The organism is Amycolatopsis sp. w19 (assembly GCF_051373225.1).
GTDB lineage: Bacteria > Actinomycetota > Actinomycetes > Mycobacteriales > Pseudonocardiaceae > Amycolatopsis > Amycolatopsis japonica.
Map to the genome: position 1 here is coordinate 829,259 of NZ_JBPQFM010000001.1, position 16,174 is coordinate 845,432.

The 16,174-nt window shown below is 68.5% G+C and carries 13 protein-coding genes; 7 read left to right on the top strand and 6 right to left on the bottom strand.

Annotated features, from left to right (window positions below; genetic code table 11):
* Window positions 1–251: 251 nt before the first annotated feature.
* Window positions 252–3,035, bottom strand: a complete 2,784-nt coding sequence (locus ACSMFO_RS03740) for a M36 family metallopeptidase (protein WP_436456920.1) — start codon at window positions 3,033–3,035, stop codon at window positions 252–254.
* A gap of 154 nt (window positions 3,036–3,189) precedes the next feature.
* Between ACSMFO_RS03740 and ACSMFO_RS03745 the strand changes: the two genes are divergently transcribed.
* The 4 genes from ACSMFO_RS03745 to ACSMFO_RS03760 are packed head-to-tail and all read left to right on the top strand — an operon-like array spanning window position 3,190 to window position 10,095.
* Window positions 3,190–4,086 (top strand): RNA polymerase sigma-70 factor, encoded by an 897-nt coding sequence (locus tag ACSMFO_RS03745; protein WP_436456921.1) that lies wholly within the window; start codon window positions 3,190–3,192, stop codon window positions 4,084–4,086.
* A 30-nt stretch (window positions 4,087–4,116) separates the two neighbouring features.
* Window positions 4,117–4,875 carry an SDR family oxidoreductase gene (locus ACSMFO_RS03750; RefSeq protein WP_436456922.1) on the top strand — a complete coding sequence of 253 codons (759 nt, stop codon included), beginning with the start codon at window positions 4,117–4,119 and terminating at the stop codon, window positions 4,873–4,875.
* 55 nt (window positions 4,876–4,930) lie between these two features.
* Window positions 4,931–8,011 carry a GH92 family glycosyl hydrolase gene (locus tag ACSMFO_RS03755; RefSeq protein ID WP_436456923.1) on the top strand — a complete coding sequence of 1,027 codons (3,081 nt, stop codon included), beginning with the start codon at window positions 4,931–4,933 and terminating at the stop codon, window positions 8,009–8,011.
* The gene (locus ACSMFO_RS03760; protein ID WP_436456924.1) at window positions 8,008–10,095 is read left to right on the top strand and encodes an FUSC family protein; all 2,088 of its coding nucleotides are present in this window, start codon (window positions 8,008–8,010) and stop codon (window positions 10,093–10,095) included. The genes ACSMFO_RS03755 and ACSMFO_RS03760 overlap by 4 nt, the downstream gene beginning before the upstream one ends.
* Window positions 10,096–10,224: 129 nt before the next feature.
* On the opposite strand, the gene ACSMFO_RS03765 is transcribed toward ACSMFO_RS03760, so the two are convergent.
* The 4 genes from ACSMFO_RS03765 to ACSMFO_RS03780 form a co-directional block, all read right to left on the bottom strand.
* Complete coding sequence (locus tag ACSMFO_RS03765) at window positions 10,225–10,869, bottom strand: DUF4360 domain-containing protein (protein ID WP_125733869.1); 645 nt, start codon at window positions 10,867–10,869, stop codon at window positions 10,225–10,227.
* A gap of 223 nt (window positions 10,870–11,092) precedes the next feature.
* Window positions 11,093–11,734, bottom strand: coding sequence for a DUF4360 domain-containing protein (locus ACSMFO_RS03770; protein WP_436456925.1), 642 nt, complete (start codon window positions 11,732–11,734; stop codon window positions 11,093–11,095).
* A 255-nt stretch (window positions 11,735–11,989) separates the two neighbouring features.
* Window positions 11,990–12,844 (bottom strand): LLM class F420-dependent oxidoreductase, encoded by an 855-nt coding sequence (locus ACSMFO_RS03775; protein ID WP_436456926.1) that lies wholly within the window; start codon window positions 12,842–12,844, stop codon window positions 11,990–11,992.
* 8 nt (window positions 12,845–12,852) lie between these two features.
* Complete coding sequence (locus ACSMFO_RS03780) at window positions 12,853–13,254, bottom strand: nuclear transport factor 2 family protein (RefSeq protein ID WP_436456927.1); 402 nt, start codon at window positions 13,252–13,254, stop codon at window positions 12,853–12,855.
* 91 nt (window positions 13,255–13,345) lie between these two features.
* On the opposite strand from ACSMFO_RS03780, the gene ACSMFO_RS03785 reads away from it, so the two are divergent.
* Together ACSMFO_RS03785 and ACSMFO_RS03790 are read left to right on the top strand one after the other, a co-directional pair.
* The gene (locus ACSMFO_RS03785) at window positions 13,346–13,834 is read left to right on the top strand and encodes a MarR family winged helix-turn-helix transcriptional regulator (protein ID WP_073844588.1); all 489 of its coding nucleotides are present in this window, start codon (window positions 13,346–13,348) and stop codon (window positions 13,832–13,834) included.
* Between the two features lie 43 nt (window positions 13,835–13,877).
* Complete coding sequence (locus ACSMFO_RS03790) at window positions 13,878–14,867, top strand: malate dehydrogenase (protein ID WP_016334432.1); 990 nt, start codon at window positions 13,878–13,880, stop codon at window positions 14,865–14,867.
* A gap of 12 nt (window positions 14,868–14,879) precedes the next feature.
* On the opposite strand, the gene ACSMFO_RS03795 is transcribed toward ACSMFO_RS03790, so the two are convergent.
* Window positions 14,880–15,263, bottom strand: coding sequence for a MerR family transcriptional regulator (locus tag ACSMFO_RS03795; RefSeq protein ID WP_436456928.1), 384 nt, complete (start codon window positions 15,261–15,263; stop codon window positions 14,880–14,882).
* 54 nt (window positions 15,264–15,317) lie between these two features.
* On the opposite strand from ACSMFO_RS03795, the gene ACSMFO_RS03800 reads away from it, so the two are divergent.
* Window positions 15,318–16,157, top strand: a complete 840-nt coding sequence (locus tag ACSMFO_RS03800; RefSeq protein ID WP_436456929.1) for an NAD(P)-dependent oxidoreductase — start codon at window positions 15,318–15,320, stop codon at window positions 16,155–16,157.
* Window positions 16,158–16,174: the final 17 nt, after the last annotated feature.

The window sequence follows — 16,174 nt, forward strand, 5'->3', positions numbered from 1 at the left end:
AGGTAGGCAAGGAGGCCTTCACGGACTTCTCGATCGCCACCCACGGCTCGGCACCACCACCACCAGCTCCAGCAGCCACAGCGGCGGCGCGTAAGGCACCTTCCCCGAGTACATGAAGGCCCCCTTCCTTGCGTCTAGCGCAAGGAAGGGGGCCTTCATGTACTCGGGGTGAGCAAGGGCGGCGGCGCGGCGGTCGTGAGTGGCGATTCGGGTTAGAACCGTCCTCACCACTCACGAGACCGGTGGGCGGGTCAGGCGGCGGCGCCCCGCACCGCCAGTTTCTGCACGTCCATGTACAGGCACCCGGCCGTCGTCGGCTGCGGCGAGCAGGGCCTGTCCGGATAGAACGACAGCTGGTTGGACGAAACGGTCAGGCGCACGAACCGCACGCCGGTCGCGCTGCCCGGAGCGAGCTGGAGCGCGGTGAGCTTGTTCAGGTCGGCGGGTTTGAAGTCGCCGGTGCCTGCCTTCACCCAGGTCGTGCCGTCCGCCGAGGTCTCGACCGTGACGTCCTTGGCCGCGGCGGGCGGGTCGTCGCCGCAGACATTGGTCGGATCGATCTCGATGGCGCTGACGTTGACCGGTTTGCCCAGCTTGATCGTGACGAAGCGCGTCTCGATCTTGCCGTCGGGGCCGACGACCTTGTCGGTCGACCAGCCGCCACCGCCGAGCGCCGACGAGGCGACGAGATCACCGGGACCGCAGCCGTACGGGGTGAAGTCCTCACCGTTGAACGCGGTGACGCCGGCGCCCGCGTCGCCGGACGCCCAGTTGAACCGCAGCGCCCAGTCCACCTTGGTGGTTCCCGACCGCACCGAGACCGCGCGGGTTTCGCTGTCCGCGCCGCCTCCGGAGGCGTAGACCTTCGGATAGGTGCCGGGGAGCACGCCGGGGATGGTGTAGCCGCCCGCGGCGTCGGTGACGGCGGACAGCGAACCGGCGAAACCGGAGTCGTGCCCGCTGAACCGGACCGCGACGCCCGCGATCGGGGTGCCGCTGTCGCGGTTGGTGACCTTGCCGGTCACGGTCCCGGTCGGGGTGCCCGCCGGCGGCGGGGTGGAGAAGTCCTCCGCGGGCGCGGTGTCGGCGCCGGTGATCGACGCGGCGAAGTAGCCCATGCCGCGGGCGGCGAACGTCTTCCACAGTTTGGCGTGCGCGCGGCCGCCGTTGATCACCGTGTCGGCCTGCAGGATCGCGTTCCGCATGTCCAGGAACGACGGCGCCGCGGGCGAAAGCTCCATCGCGCGGGTGACCAGCGCCCGCGTCAGTTGCACCCCGAGCGCCGAGCGGACGTCCCACAGCGTGCTCGCCCAGATCTCTCCGTCGGCGTGGACCTCTGGGAAGCCGATGATCCGGCCGAGGTCGCCGTAGGTGTAACCGCCGGGGCCGGCTCCGGGCGTGCCGGAGCACTGCGGCGCTCCGGCGCCGACCGGGCAGTCCAGCGGCTGAGTGCGGGCGAGCGGAACGCCGTTGCTGACGTAGTCGCCGCCGAGGAGCTCACCCGGTGCCGACGTGTCCTTGATCGCGTTGCGCCCGACGAGGTAGTCGAAGGCGTACCAGTCGCTCCAGGCCTCGCCCATGGAGCCGGACTGCAGGGAGCTCAGGGTGGAGTTGCCCTGCGCGTCGACGACGAGCCGGTTGGACAGGCCGTGGGTGTACTCGTGGTGGATGATCGTGGCGTCGTCCGCGGAGTTCGCCGCGAGGAACGGGTCGGTCGGATCCCTCGGGTCGCGGAACAGGAACATCCCCATCGTCGGCGCCTGGCCGTCCGGCGGGGTGCCCATGAACGCGTTGTCGTAGTAGCCCGGCGTCTGCGCGCCGAGCAGGGTGTGGACCTGGACGGCGTCGCCGTCGACCTTCTCGAAGTTGCCCGCCTCGCGAGTGAAGCCGATCGGGAACGACGCGAGGTGGTCGTGGAAGCTCCCGACGTAGGCCAGCGCCTGCACGGCGTTCTGCTCGCGGTTCTTCGCCCACGAACCCGGTGTCTTCGGGTCCCAGGAGCAGGGCCTCGCCGTCGAGCACGGCGGGCCGACTGCGGCGTTGAAGTCGCTGAACTTGTAGCGGAAGGTGCCGTCGGTGTTCCGGCCGATTTCCTCCTGCGGCTGGAACTTCTGGTCGCCGTTGACGTCGGCGGCGACGTGCGCGACGTTGCCGTCCAGTGTCTTGGCGTCGGCGGGCAGCCAGCCCTTCTGACTCAGGTTGACCTGCTTCTGCGGACCGGGCTGAGCCTCCCAAGCGAGGCCCTTGGCTCCGTCGGCGTCGTTGGCGTGGTTGACCAGGTTCTTGCGGTAGAGCAGTTTCCCGGTGCCGGCGTCGGTCACTTCCTGGAACATCTGGTCCACGGCGGGTTTGGCCAGCGTGTACCAGGCGGGACGGATGCCGTCGCCGGTCAGGAACGCGACCTGTTTCGAGCCGGGGCCGGGTGCGGCCGGCGTCGCCGCGCCGAGCGACGCGGGAAGGTCGCGCACGGGGGCGCCGTCCAGCTGGATCAGCCTGCCGTCCTTGGTGACGTGTGCCTTCAATCCGTTGCCGAACACCGGAACCGCGCCGACGGACTGGGTGAACGACAGATGGTGCGTGCCTTCGACGTCGACGTAGTCCTTGCGCAGGTTCAGTTTCGCGGTATCGGCGGCGCTGAGACCGACCAGACCTTCCTTGTCCCGCAGGTAGTTCAGCACGATGTCGCGGGCTGACCTGCCGCTCGGTCCGGTGAGGAAACCGTCGGTGCGGGCCAGGATCCGGGGCGTGCCGGTCAGCTCGTCGAAGTCGAGCAGGGCCTGGTTGCCCAGTTCCGCCCGCGCGGTCGCGACGGAGTTCGCCCGCGACGCCGCGAGCCGGTCCCGCGCGGCCAGGACGCGCGGACTGGTTCTCGCCGTGTCACGGACATCGACGTCCTTCCCTGATCTGTCCGGTGTGGTGTGCACGGCGCCCGGTGCCGGCGCCGCACCGGCTTGAGGCGCCGTGACCAGCGCTAATACGGTGATGGCGGTCGCGGCGCACAGCGAGGCACGCGAACGCGACGAACGTGACGTCACTCCAGACCCCTCTCTCGGTGGTGACGCAGACGTTCCATTCGTACCGATACAGTCACAGTGGACGTCAGCGCCGATCAGGTACGGCAATCCCGGTGAGCGGTACCCCTGGCAGGATGGTGTCCACAGTGGATTCAAGAGGGATTCGTAGGGGACGATGGACAGCGCGACGGAATTCGAGCACCTGAGGCCCGCCATGTTCGGGCTCGCGTATCGCCTGCTCGGTTCGGCCGCCGAGGCGGAAGACGTCGTTCAGGACGCGTATCCGAAATGGGCGGGCGCCGAGCGCGAGTCGATCGGCTCGCCACGGGCGTGGCTGGCGAAGGTGGTCACCAATCTCTGCCTGAACCGGCTGACGTCGGCCAGGGCGCAGCGTGAGCGATACGTCGGGCCGTGGTTGCCCGAGCCGGTTCTGACCTCGACCGACGTGCTCGGTCCGCTGGAGACGGCGGAGCAGCGGGATTCGGTGTCGCTGGCGATGCTGGTACTGCTGGAGCAGCTCAGCCCGGTGGAGCGCGCGGTTTTCGTGCTGAAAGAGGCCTTCGCCTACAGCCATCGGGAGATCGCCGGGATCCTCGACGTCTCCGAGGTCAACTCGCGTCAGCTGCACAGCCGTGCGCGAAAGGCGTTGGACCGCTCGGATGAGCGACGGGTTTCGAACCCGCGCCATCACGAGAAGCTGGTCGAGAGCTTCCTGTCCGCGGCGCGGGACGGCGATTTGCCCGCTTTGGAGAGTCTGCTCACCGCCGACGTGACGGCGTGGTCGGACGGTGGCGGCAAGGTCACCGCGGCGCGGCGTCCCGTACACGGCGCGGCCAAGGTCGCGCGGCTGTACGCCGGGATGTTCGCCGGCGCCGGCCAGGTGTCGATCGAGATCCTGGAGGTCAACGGCGGCCCGGCGGTGGTCGCGACGGCCGGTGACGCCCTGTTCGGCGTCCTCGGGTTCGAGGTGGTGGACGGCCGGATCCGCGGGCTGCGCGCGGTCGGCAATCCGGACAAGCTCGCCTTCCTGTCGGGGCAGCTGTCACGTTCCGGGTGGCCCACTGGTTCTTGAGGGTGAAAGCTCTCGAGAAGGAGGACCAAGGTGGCGAACCCGATTCTGGTGACCGGCGGTACCGGCGACCTCGGCCGCGAGGTGGTGCGGCGGCTGGCGGCCGAAGATCGGCTGGTCCGCGTCATGAGCAGGCGGCCGCGGCCCGCGAACGTGCGGCACGAGTGGGCGCGGTGTGATCTGAAGACCGGTGACGGTCTCGCCGAGGCGGTCGACGGTGTGTCGGCGATCATCCATTGCGCGTCCACGCTGGGCCGCGGGGACGAGCAGGTGACGCGGAACCTGGTCGAGGCGGCGAAGCGGGCGGGACATCCGCACGTGGTGTACATCTCGATCGTCGGCATCGACGTGATCCGGTTCTTCTATTACAACGAGAAGCTGGCCTCGGAGAAGGTGATCGAGGAGTCCGGTCTGCCGTGGACGGTGCTGCGCGCGACGCAGTTCCACGAGCTCGTCGCGCGGGCGTCGTCGGCGCAGCGGCGGCTGCCGGTGACGATCATGCCGTCGGGGTTCCGGTTCCAGCCGGTCAGCACCGGCGATGTCGCGGGCCGGCTGGTCGCGCTGGCGTCCGGTGAGCCGTCGGGGCGGGTGGCGGACATGGGTGGCCCGGAGGTACGGAGCGCGCGTGACCTGGCGGAGGCGTATCAGCGCTCGGTGAGGCGCCGGAAGCCGATCGTGTCGCTGTGGCTGCCGGGCAAGGCGGCCAGGGCGTTCCGGGCGGGCGGCAACCTGACCCCGGAGAACGCGACCGGTGTGGGCACCTTCGAGGAGTTCCTCTCCTCCCGCGTTTAGTCCTCTGGATGCGGCACACCGAGCCGGGCTCACGCGCGGGAGTTACGGTGGCCTGGTGACGATCACCGGGTTCTTCTCCTCCTTCGAAACGGGTGATCCGCAGCCGGTCGATCCGGCCTTGCGTGTCGGCACCGGACCGCGTTCGTCGCCGACGGCGAAGCCCGGCGTCGGGTTCACCGGCGCGCACGCGCTCCGCTACGAGAACACGCTGCGCGCGACGGTGTTCGAAGTGGACGTCGAGGTCACCGGCCACACCGAACTGTCCTATGTGGTCTTCCCCGAGGCCGAGTCCGACGTGCCCGGCTATCGCGGCACGTTCGTGGCGCTGGACGTCGAGTTCGACGACGGGACGTCGGCCGGGTTCAGCGCCACGGAGCAGGGCCTGGGCAAGACGCTGTACGTGGACCAGTGGAATCTCGTGCGCCGCGGGCTGGGTGCGTTCGCCGGACGGCGGATCACCCGGATCGTCCTGGTCAGCGAACCGCCGGACGGCGAGAGCGCGGGCTGGGTGGACGACGTCCGGCTCGCCGAGCGCACGATCGAGATCCGTGAGCCGGTCGACCACGTCCGCACCACCCGCGGCACGCATTCCAGCGACAAGTTCTCGCGGGGCAACAACTTCCCCGCGACGGCGATCCCGCACGGCTTCAACTTCTGGACCCCTGTCACCGACGCGAGCGCCACCAACTGGATCTACGGCTACCACCGGCACAACGACGCCGAGAACCGGCCGGCGCTGCAGGCGTTCGCGCTGTCGCATCAGCCGAGCCCGTGGATGGGCGACCGGCACACCTTCCAGGTGATGCCGGGCATCGGAGAAGTGGAGGCCGACCGGTCCCGCCGCGCGCTCGCGTTCTCCCACGACGACGAGATCGACCGGCCGCATCACTACGGTGTCAGGTTCGCCAACGGCGTCACCACCGACATCGCCCCGGCGGATCACGCGGCGCTGTTCCGTTTCACCTTCCCAGGTGATCGCGGCTGGCTGCTGTTCGACAACGCCCGCAACCGGGGCGGTGTGCGCCTCGACGCGGCGAACGGTGTGGTCACCGGGCACACCTGGGTCCGCAGCCGGTTGTCGGCGGGGGCGCGGCGGATGTTCGTGTACGCCGAGTTCGACGTCCCGGCCGAACGTGGCGGGAGGATCCGGCGTCCGGTGTGGCGCACGGTGACCGGGTTCCTGGAGTTCGCCGCGGGTGAGGTGACGATGCGGATCGCGACGTCGCTGATCAGCCTCGCGCAGGCGAAGCGGAACCTCGACCGGGAGATCCCCGCAGGCACGAGCTTCGAGCAGGTCCGTGACCAGGCCCGCGCGCGGTGGTCCGAGGTGCTGGACCGGATCGAGATCGAAGGTGCCACTGAGGATCAACGCACCACGTTCTACTCCAACCTCTACCGGCTCTTCCTGTATCCGAACTCCGCGCACGAGGACACGCCGAAGGGCGTCCGTCACGCGAGTCCGGTGATCCGGCGGTGGTGGCCGAGCACGCGAACCAGGACCGGCGCGAAGGTCGTGGACGGCGAGATGTACGTCAACAACGGCTTCTGGGACACCTACCGCACCACGTGGCCCGCGTACGCCCTGCTCACCCCGGGACGGTGCGGCCGGATGATCGACGGGTTCGTCCAGCAGTACCGTGAGGGCGGCTGGATCTCGCGCTGGTCATCCCCCGGCTACGCCAACCTCATGACCGGCACCAGTTCCGACGTGGCGTTCGCCGACGCGTACCTCAAGGGCGTGCGCGATTTCGACGTCGAAGCCGCCTATGAAGCGGCGTTGAAGAACGCGACCGTGACACCGAGCGGCCAGAGCGTCGGCCGGAAGGGGCTGCACGAGTCGATCTTCCTCGGGTTCACGCCGACGTCGGTCCACGAAGGCCTGTCGTGGGCGCTGGAGGGCTGCGTCAACGACTTCGGCCTCGCCAATTTCGCCGAGGCGCTCGGGCGAAGTGACGACGCCGCGTACTTCCGGCAGCGCTCGCAGCAGTACGCGAACCACTTCGACCACCTGATCGGGTTCTTCCAGGGTCGCAACCGTGACGGGAGCCGGCATTTCGGCGCCGCGGGTTACGATCCCGAGGCGTGGGGCGGCGACTTCACCGAGACGAATTCCTGGAACACCGCGTTCTCCGTCCCTCACGACGGCGCCGGGCTCGCCGCGCTGCACGGCGGCGCCGAAGCGCTGGAGTCCAAACTGGACACCTTCTTCGCGACCCCGGAGACCGGCCGCAAACCGGGTTCCTACGGCGGGCTGATCCATGAGATGACCGAGGCCCGCGACGTCCGGATGGGACAGTACGGGCATTCCAACCAGCCGTCCCACCACATTCCCTGGATCTACCACCACGCGGGCGCGCCGTCGAAGACGCAGCGGATCGTTCGCGAGGTGCTGCGGCGGCTCTATGTCGGGAGCGACATCGGTCAGGGTTATCCGGGCGACGAGGACAACGGCGAGATGTCCGCCTGGTACGTCTTCGCCGCGCTCGGGTTCTACCCGCTGGCGATGGGCAGCCCCGAGTACGTCATCGGCTCGCCGCTGTTCACGAAGGCGACCGTCCACCTGGAGAACGGGAAGGACCTGGTCGTCGAGGCGCCCGGCAACACGGAGGACACCGTGTACGTCCAGGGGCTGACGATCGACGGACGGCCACACGACAGCAGCGCGCTGTCGCATTTCGTGCTGGCCGAGGGCGCGGTGCTGAAGTTCGCGATGGGCGAGCAGCCGTCGGTGTGGGGCCGCTCCCCCGCCGAGCCCGCCGCCCCGAGCCCGCTCACGGACATCACGGTGGCCGACGGCCCCCTGTTCGACGACACGACCAAGACGGAGATCACCTTCCCCGGGCGCGAACCCGTCATCGAGTTCCCGGTCGAGGACGCCTCGCGTGAGGTCGTGATGTACACGCTGACCTCGGGAAGCCGGCGGGGTGATCCGCGTTCGTGGGTCCTGGAGGGCTCCGACGACGGCGAGCACTGGACGCTGCTGGACCAGCGGGAAGGTGAGCGGTTCCGCTGGCGGCGTCAGACGCGGCCGTTCGCCCTCGCCGGGCCGGTGAAGCACGCCCGATACCGTCTTCGCGTCACCTCGTCCACCGCCCGGCGGGTCACCCTCGCCCAAGGAGAGCTGCTCGCCCGATGATCTCCCGCATCACCCAGGCCACGACCGACCGTCTGGTCGCCTCCGATCCCGGCCTGGTCCGGCTCCGGCTCGGTTTCTCGGCCGTGCTCAGCATCGTGGTCGCGGTGCTGGCCATCCTGCCGTTCCACCAGCCGCTCACGGTCATCCTCGTCGCCGCGATCGCCGCGATGACGTCCGCCTTCACCGTCAACGACGAGACCCCCGGGAAGCAGGCGGTGACGCTGATACTCGGGCTGGTCCTCGGCGCGGCGTCGCTCACGGCGGCGAGTGTGGGCTCGGCGGTGCCGCCGCTGGACAGCATCGTGTTCGTGCTGCTGATCTTCGTCGCGGTCTACGCGCAGCGATTCGGTGCGCGCGGGATCGCGCTCGGCTCGCTGTCGTTCTTCCTGTTCTTCTTCGCGATGTTCCTGCAGACGCATTTGAAGCAGGTCCCGGTGCTGCTGCTGGCGCTGACGATCGGGATCGCGGCCAACGCGGTGGTCCGGTTCGTCCTGCTGCGACGGCATACCGACGCGGAGTTCCTGCGGATCCGGCGGGCGTTCCGGGCGCGGCTCGCCGCTGTGGTGCGCGCGGCCGAGGACCATCTCGCGGTCGGTGGCAGTGAGCGCACCCGAAAACGGCTCCGCACGACGAACGCCCGGATGCACGAATCCGTGCTGCTCATCGAGGACACGGCACCGGAGGTGACCGGCGCGGATTCGGTGAACCGGCTGCGCCGCCGGGCGATCGAGGTCGAGCTGGCGGTGCAGTGGCTGACGATCACGGTGCAGCGCACCTGCGCCGAGGATCTCGACGACGACGTCCGCGACGATCTGATCGCGCGGATGCGGCGGTTCCGGTCGCTGATCGAGCGCGACCCGCGGGAGCTTCCGCTGATCAGCGAGACCGAAGAGTTCAGCAAGATGCTGGTGGAAGGCAGCCGGATCGACGAGCACGCCGCGCCCGGTGACGGCGTCCGGCGCGCGCTCGCCGAACTCGCGCTGGCCGACGTCCGCGCGCAGCGGGTCGCCGAACACGACGTCTCCGATGCCGTCGACGATCCCGCGGATCCCGACGAGGAGAAGTCGTCGGCGTTCGCCTACGACAACCAGACGCGCAGCGCCATCCAGGCCGTGGTGGGCGGCGGGCTCGCCGTGCTCGGCGGGGAGCTGGTGTCGAGCCAGCGGTGGTACTGGGCGGTGCTGACCGTGTTCGTGGTGTTCATCGGCTCGTCGACCGCGGGGGCGACGTTCGTCAAGGGGGTCCGGCGGATCGGCGGCACGCTGATCGGGATCGTGGGCGGGCTGGTGCTGACGCTGCTCGTATCGGGCAGCGTGCCGGCGACGCTGGCGCTGATCCTGGTGTGCGTGTTCGGCATGGTCTACATGGCGCGGGTGTCGCAGGTGATCATGGCGTTCTTCATCACCAGCATGCTCGGGCTGCTCTACAGCCTGCTGGGGACGTTCAGCATCGAGGTGCTGTGGATCCGGGTCGCGGAGACCGCCGTGGGCGCGGCGGCCGGGGTGCTGGCGGCGGTGGTGATCGTTCCGGTGCGCACGCGCGCGGTGATGCTCGACGACGTCTCGGCGTTGCTGGAGGAACTGGACGAGTTCGTCGAGAAGACCGCGGGTCTGTTGTCCGGTGCGGAGAACGTGAGCGTCATCGAGAAGTCGCGTGACCTCGATCGAGCGGTGGACAAGGTCCGCACGACGATCGAACCGCTGACACATCCGGTGAACCTCAGCAGCCGCCGGGACTACGGCTGGCACGTGCTCACGACGGTGGAGACGATCGCCTTCCGCGCCCGGCATGTCGCGGCGCGTTCGCAGGCGGGGCTGCTGCTCAACGAGGCGGATCGGCTGCTGCTGTACACCGGGCGGATCCGGGCGAACACCGCCGTGCTGCGGGAGGCGATCGGTGATCCCGGCGGTTCGGGGCACGGGACGCTGGTCCGGGACGACGGGACGCCGGTGGCGGACCGGATCGACGATCCGCGGGCGCGTTCGGTGCTGACGAGTCTCGGGCACCTCGACGAGACGGTGATCGCGCTGGGGCGGGTGTTCGGGGTGGAAGCCACCGATCCGGAGCCGTCCGGGAAGCCGTGACGTCCCAGGTCGGTCCGTGAAGGCCTCCTTCCCCAAGTACATGAAGGCCCCCTTCCTTGCGCTAGACGCAAGGAAGGGGGCCTTCATGTACTTCAAACCATCCACGAGCACTCACAAGGTTTTCAGGGGTCAGTTCTTCGGTTTCGGGCAGTTCTTCCACGAGAAGTGGTACGTGGTCTTGATGGAACCGTCGGTCGAGTCCATGGTGACGAAGCTGGTGGTCTTCTTCGGATCGGAAGTGCCGACCGCGGCCCGCAGTTCCGTGTTGATGTTGAAGTTCCGGTCCTCACCACAGGGTTTGTAGACGATGGCGCCGACTTCGATGTCGTCGGTGAACTGCCAGTTGTCCTCGAACGGGCCTTTGAGATTGTGGTTCACGTACGACGTCGGCGAATTGCCTTGGAAGTAGTAGTTGGCGCGTTCCAGTCCGGTGGCTCCCGCGGCCAAGGAGGCGAATCCACGGTAGTCGGTGCCCGCGATGCCGTACGTGAATCCCTGCGGCACGTGAACGTAGAGGTTGAGCTGACAGTTCTTGCGCAGATCGGTCGGTTTCGCGCCGACGCCGACCTGGGCGGTGTATTCGCTGTAGGTGACGGTGAACGCGGTGTTGTCCGGCGATACGGAAACGGCCGCCGTACCGGGTTTGCATCCGGTTCCGTTGACCGTCACGACGTCGATGACTATCTTGTCGGACGGCAACGGGGGCGGCACCCACGCGTTCGGGGTGACGACCGAGGAGAAAAGCGTTACGGCAGCGACCAGCACGTTGAGCATGGGATCCTTCCCAAAGCTTCGGCACGGCGGGATCGGCGGATTCAGCGAGACGATTTCTCCCTGCCGCCCGCCGGAAATGGGGTCGTCGAGAAGACTCGTCGCCGCCGGGCAGGGCGGCGACGAGCGGTGAAGTCCTCGTTCAGAGCGGCCAAGGCCCTGACCGGGCATGGGTGGGACGGCCTTCTTCCGGACCGGGAAGCAGGCCGTCACCCTGGAGGAGAGGTCAGGAGGCCGGGCAGGTCTTCCACGAGAAGTGGTAGGTGGTCTTGAACGCGCCGTCGGTGGAATCCATCGTGATGAAACTGGTGGTCTTCTTGGGATCCGACGAACCCGCGCCGACCCTCAGTTCCGTGTTCACGTTGAGATTCCGGTCCTCGCCGCACGGCTTGTAGATGATGACGCCACCTTCGGCTTCGTCACGGAATTGCCAGTTGTCCGACAGTGGCCCGTTGACCGGATGGCTCACCTGTGCGGTCGGCGAATTCCCTTGGAAGTAGTAATTCGCCCGTTGCAATGCCTTGGCGCCGGATTCGAGCGATGCGAAACCGCGATAATCGGCGCTGGCGATGCCGTAGGTGAATCCTTGCGGCACGTGGATGTTGAGGTTCAGCTGGCAGTTCTTCCGGAAGTCGGTGGGCTTCGCGCCGACGCCGACCTGTGCGGTGTATTCGCTGTAGGTGACTGTGAAGGAACTGTTGTCCCTGGCCACGGCCACGGCGGACGAACCCGGCGGACAACCGGACCCGTTGACGGTGACGACGTCGATGACGACCCGGTCGGGCGGCGGTCCGGGCGGCGGGGACATGCTGTTCGGCGTTATTATCGACGAGAAAAGAGATACGGCGGCAACCACTGCATTGAGCATGGGGTCCTTCCCAAAACTTCCACACGGGGGGCGGGGAACTGGGCGGACTCATGCTAGCGAGTCGATCATCACGATGCCGCCCGCCGATCGGACGAAACCGTCTCGGCAATCGGTTCATGAAAAGATATTATGGACTGTAACCGTTTTCCGGGGCCAATGGGAACACCATTGTCCCCGGAAAACACCATTCGATTCGCACGATATGAAAGATGCTTCGCGGCTTCGCCGTTGACGATTCCGCGGAGACAGGCCGGTTCAGGCGGCCACCAGGCTCGCGGCCTCGCCGAGCACGGCCACCGCGCCGGGTTCCCACGCGCCGGCGGTGATCACCACGACGTGGTCCAGCCCCCAGGACGCGAACTCGCCGCACCGGCGGGCGAAGTCCTTTGAGGACTCCCCCGGCGCGAGCCGGGTCGCGATGGTCTTCTCGATCTCTTCGACGGGCCGTCCGACGTCGGCGCAGTGCCGGGCGAGGACGTCCAGCCGCGCACGGACGGTCTTGCCTCCGTCGGGAATGTCGAAGAGGTTGCAGGCGTCGGCATGCTCGGCGACCAGCCGCAGGGTCCGTTTCGGCCCGGTGCCGCCGATGAGCACCTTCGGCCGCCGCACCGGCAAGGGGTTGTTCACCGGCCGTTCCAGCCGGTAGTGCCTGCCGGCGAACTCCGAGGTGTCGCCGTCCCACATCCGGCCGGCGATGCGGAGTGTCTCCTCCAGTCGTTCGAACCGCTCGGGGACCGGCGGGAGCGACAGTCCCATCGCGCGGGCCTCGTCCTCCTGGTAGCCGGCGCCGATCCCGAGCCAGGCGCGGCCCCGCGAAAGGACGTCGAGGGTGGTCACCGCCTTCACCAGCAGGGCGGGGGCGCGGAAGGTGGCGGCGCTGACCATGGTGCCGAGCCGGATCCGGGACGTCGCCGAGGCGAGGAAGCCCAGTGTCGTGTACGCCTCCAGCATCTCCGAGTCCGGCGCGCTGCCCGGCGCCGCCTGCAGGAGATGGTCCGCGACCCACAGGGTGTCGAGACCGGTCTCGTCGGCTGTGCGGGCGACCTCGAGCAGGCTGTCCACCAGTCCGCCGGGCCAGGAGAAATCGGTGACGCTGACGCTGATTCGCATGATCTTCCTCATCTTCCAGGGGTTTCGAAGGGCGGCGGGCCGCCGATCGGGCTCAGGTGGATGCCGGCGATGAGCCAGCGGTCGTCGTCGCGGACGAACACGTGGGTGACACGGAACCGGCCGTCGACCCGGTTCCCCTGATGTGTGCCTTCCTGGGCGTGCACGCCGATGGAGACGGCGGCCGTGCCGTGGTCGCGGACGTCGACCTCGGTCCAGTCGAGTTTCTCGGTGATCAGGTCGCCGCCGCGGTATCGCTGCAGCCATTGCGGTTTCCCGAGCACGAACCCCAGTGGCCCGACCAGGGTGAAGTCGGCGGTGGTCATCGCGTCGAGTGCTTCCGTGTCGCCGCGGACCTCGGCGTCGGCCCAGCGGGCCCCGAGGTCGCGGATCTCGTTCTCCGTAGTGCGCATGGCGTTTCCTCCGTTTCGTTCGACGCCTTCAACGTTAGATATCGAACGATTCGATGTCAAACCCTTAGATTGATGCGCTATGCTTCGGGACGTGCAGAAACCCACCGCGGCACCCATCGGGGTCGTCCTCGCCAAGACCGCCAAGTCCGTCGGGCGCGCCTTCGATCAGGCACTGGCCGCCGACGGCGGCTCACAGCCCGTCTGGCAGATCCTGATCACGCTGAAGACCCGGCGCGTGGCCAACCAGCGAGAGCTCGCGGCCGCGGTCGGCATCCAGGGCGCCACGCTCACCCACCACCTCAACGCCATGGAGAGTGCGGGCTTGATCACCCGGCGGCGCGATCCCGACAACCGGCGCGTGCACGTCGTCGAACTCACCGACGAGGGTGAAACGGTCTTCCACCGGCTGGCGAAGGCGGCGATCGCGCACGACAAACGGATCCGGGCCGGGTTCAGCGACGAAGAGATCACCACGCTGGCCGGGCTGCTCTCGCGACTCGCCGCGAACGTGGCCGCCGACGGCATCGATCAAGAAAACAGTGACTGGACGCACCCGAACGGCGACTCGGGACAGGACTAGCATCGCGGTACAAGTCGATGTCGCCTCAAGCTGGAGAACCGCAATGACCCAAGCCCCTGTCAACGTCACCGTCACCGGTGCGGCCGGCCAGATCGGCTACGCGCTGCTCTTCCGCATCGCGTCCGGTCAGCTGCTCGGCCCGGACACCCCGGTGAAGCTGCGGCTCCTGGAGATCCCGCAGGCGGTCAAGGCGGCTGAGGGCACCGCGATGGAACTCGAAGACGGCGCGTTCCCGCTCCTGTCGGGCATCGACATCTTCGACGACCCGAAGCAGGCCTTCGAGGGCGCGAACGTCGCCCTGCTCGTCGGCGCCCGCCCCCGCGCGAAGGGCATGGAGCGCGGCGACCTGCTCGAGGCCAACGGTGGCATCTTCAAGCCGCAGGGTGAGGCCATCAACGCCGGCGCGGCGAGCGACATCAAGGTCCTCGTCGTCGGCAACCCGGCCAACACCAACGCCCTCATCGCGCAGGCGCACGCGCCCGACGTCCCGGCCGACCGCTTCACCGCGATGACCCGCCTCGACCACAACCGCGCCCTCGCGCAGCTGTCGAAGAAGCTGGGCGTACCGGTGACCGAGCTGAAGAAGGTCGCGATCTGGGGCAACCACTCCGCGACCCAGTACCCGTCGATCGCGCACGCCGAGGTGTCCGGCAAGGCCGCGACCGAGGTCATCACCGACCAGGCCTGGCTCACCGACGACTTCATCCCGACCGTCGCCAAGCGCGGCGCGGCGATCATCGAGGCCCGCGGCCTGTCCTCCGCGGCGTCGGCCGCCTCCGCGGCGATCGACCACGTCCACACCTGGGTCAACGGCACCCCCGAGGGTGACTGGACCTCGGCGGCGGTCGTGTCCGACGGTTCCTACGGTGTCCCCGAGGGCCTGATCTCCTCGTTCCCGGTCACCGCCGCGAACGGCGAGTACAAGATCGTCCAGGGCCTGGAGATCGACGACTTCTCGCGCGCCCGCATCGACGCTTCGGTCAACGAGCTGGCCGAAGAGCGCGACGCGGTGAAGAAGCTCGGCCTCATCTGAGCCTGAACCACCTCACGAAGGCGGCCGTGTCCCCCGGGACACGGCCGCCTTTTCGCGGCCGATGATCGTGTCGAGGTTCGCACGGGTGCTCTCCAGCTCGCCGATCGCGGTGTCGATCCGGGCACGCTGCTCTCGCAGGGCTTCGACCAGCTCCGGGCAATCTGGGGTCAACCAGCCGTCCTCGTCGACGATGCAGGGCAGGATCTCCAGGATCTGCGCGGTGTTCAGCCCGGCCCCGAGCAGGATCCTGATCCGCCGCACCGCCGCCACGTCGGCGTCCCCGTAGACGCGATAACCACTCGGACGCCGCTCCGGGGTGAGCAGACCCTGCTCCTCGTAGTACCGCAACGCGCGCTCGCTGACGCCGGTCCGCCGCGCGAATTCCCCGATCCGCATCCGCACTCCCCGGACTTGACTCTCACGTGGATGTCAAGGTTTAGCTTAGCCGCCATGACCACCGTGACCGTCCTCGGACTCGGCCCCATGGGACACGCCCTCGCCGCCGCGTTCATCGCCGCCGACCACCCCACCACCGTCTGGAATCGCACCCCTGGCAAGGAAAACGGCCTCGACGCCACCGTCGCCGCGACCGCCGCCGAAGCGATCACGGCCGGACCGCTCGTGATCGTCTGCGTGCGCGACTACGCCGTCGCGCGATCGATCCTCGACACCGACGCACTCAAAGGCCGCACCCTGGTGAACCTCAGCGGCGGCTCTCCGGAACAGGCCCGCGCGATGGCGACGTGGGCCGCCGGGCACGGCATCGGCTACCTCGACGGCGTCATCATGGCGACCACCGACGCCATCGGCGGCCCGGACGCCGCCCTGTTCTTCAGCGGCCCCGCCGACGTCAACCAAACACACCGGCCCACTCTGGCCGCGCTCGGCGAGAACGCGCTGTACGTCGGCGACTCCCCCGGCCGGGCCGCCGCGTTCGACGCGTCGTTGCAGGACATGCTCTGGACGTCGATGAGCGGCGTGATCCACATGTTCGCGCTCGCCAAGGCGGAAGGCATCCCAGCCGCCGACATCGCCGAACACGCCAAGGCACTCCTCGGCTTCTTCCCCGCCATGATCGACCTGCTCGCCGAACAGGTCGCCACCGGGAACTACTCCGGCGACGCGGGCACCCTCCACTCCACAGCCGCGACGATGGACCACATCCTCGACGCGATCCGCGCGCAAGACCTCGACAACGGCGTCCTGTCCGCCGCTCGCGCCGAAGTACGGCGAGCCATCGACGCGGGACACGGGGAAGACGGGTTCGCCAGGCTCGCCGCACTTCAGTGAGAGGCCTTCACGGACTA

What these genes read in the sequence shown, in the direction of transcription:
- ACSMFO_RS03780 (WP_436456927.1), bottom strand. Translation starts at nt 13,254, where the DNA reads ATGCGCACTACGGAGAACGAGATCCGCGACCTCGGGGCCCGCTGGGCC.
- ACSMFO_RS03775 (WP_436456926.1), bottom strand. Translation starts at nt 12,844, where the DNA reads ATGCGAATCAGCGTCAGCGTCACCGATTTCTCCTGGCCCGGCGGACTG.
- ACSMFO_RS03760 (WP_436456924.1), top strand. Translation starts at nt 8,008, where the DNA reads ATGATCTCCCGCATCACCCAGGCCACGACCGACCGTCTGGTCGCCTCC.
- ACSMFO_RS03765 (WP_125733869.1), bottom strand. Translation starts at nt 10,869, where the DNA reads ATGCTCAACGTGCTGGTCGCTGCCGTAACGCTTTTCTCCTCGGTCGTC.
- ACSMFO_RS03745 (WP_436456921.1), top strand. Translation starts at nt 3,190, where the DNA reads ATGGACAGCGCGACGGAATTCGAGCACCTGAGGCCCGCCATGTTCGGG.
- ACSMFO_RS03790 (WP_016334432.1), top strand. Translation starts at nt 13,878, where the DNA reads ATGACCCAAGCCCCTGTCAACGTCACCGTCACCGGTGCGGCCGGCCAG.
- ACSMFO_RS03800 (WP_436456929.1), top strand. Translation starts at nt 15,318, where the DNA reads ATGACCACCGTGACCGTCCTCGGACTCGGCCCCATGGGACACGCCCTC.
- ACSMFO_RS03795 (WP_436456928.1), bottom strand. Translation starts at nt 15,263, where the DNA reads ATGCGGATCGGGGAATTCGCGCGGCGGACCGGCGTCAGCGAGCGCGCG.
- ACSMFO_RS03770 (WP_436456925.1), bottom strand. Translation starts at nt 11,734, where the DNA reads ATGCTCAATGCAGTGGTTGCCGCCGTATCTCTTTTCTCGTCGATAATA.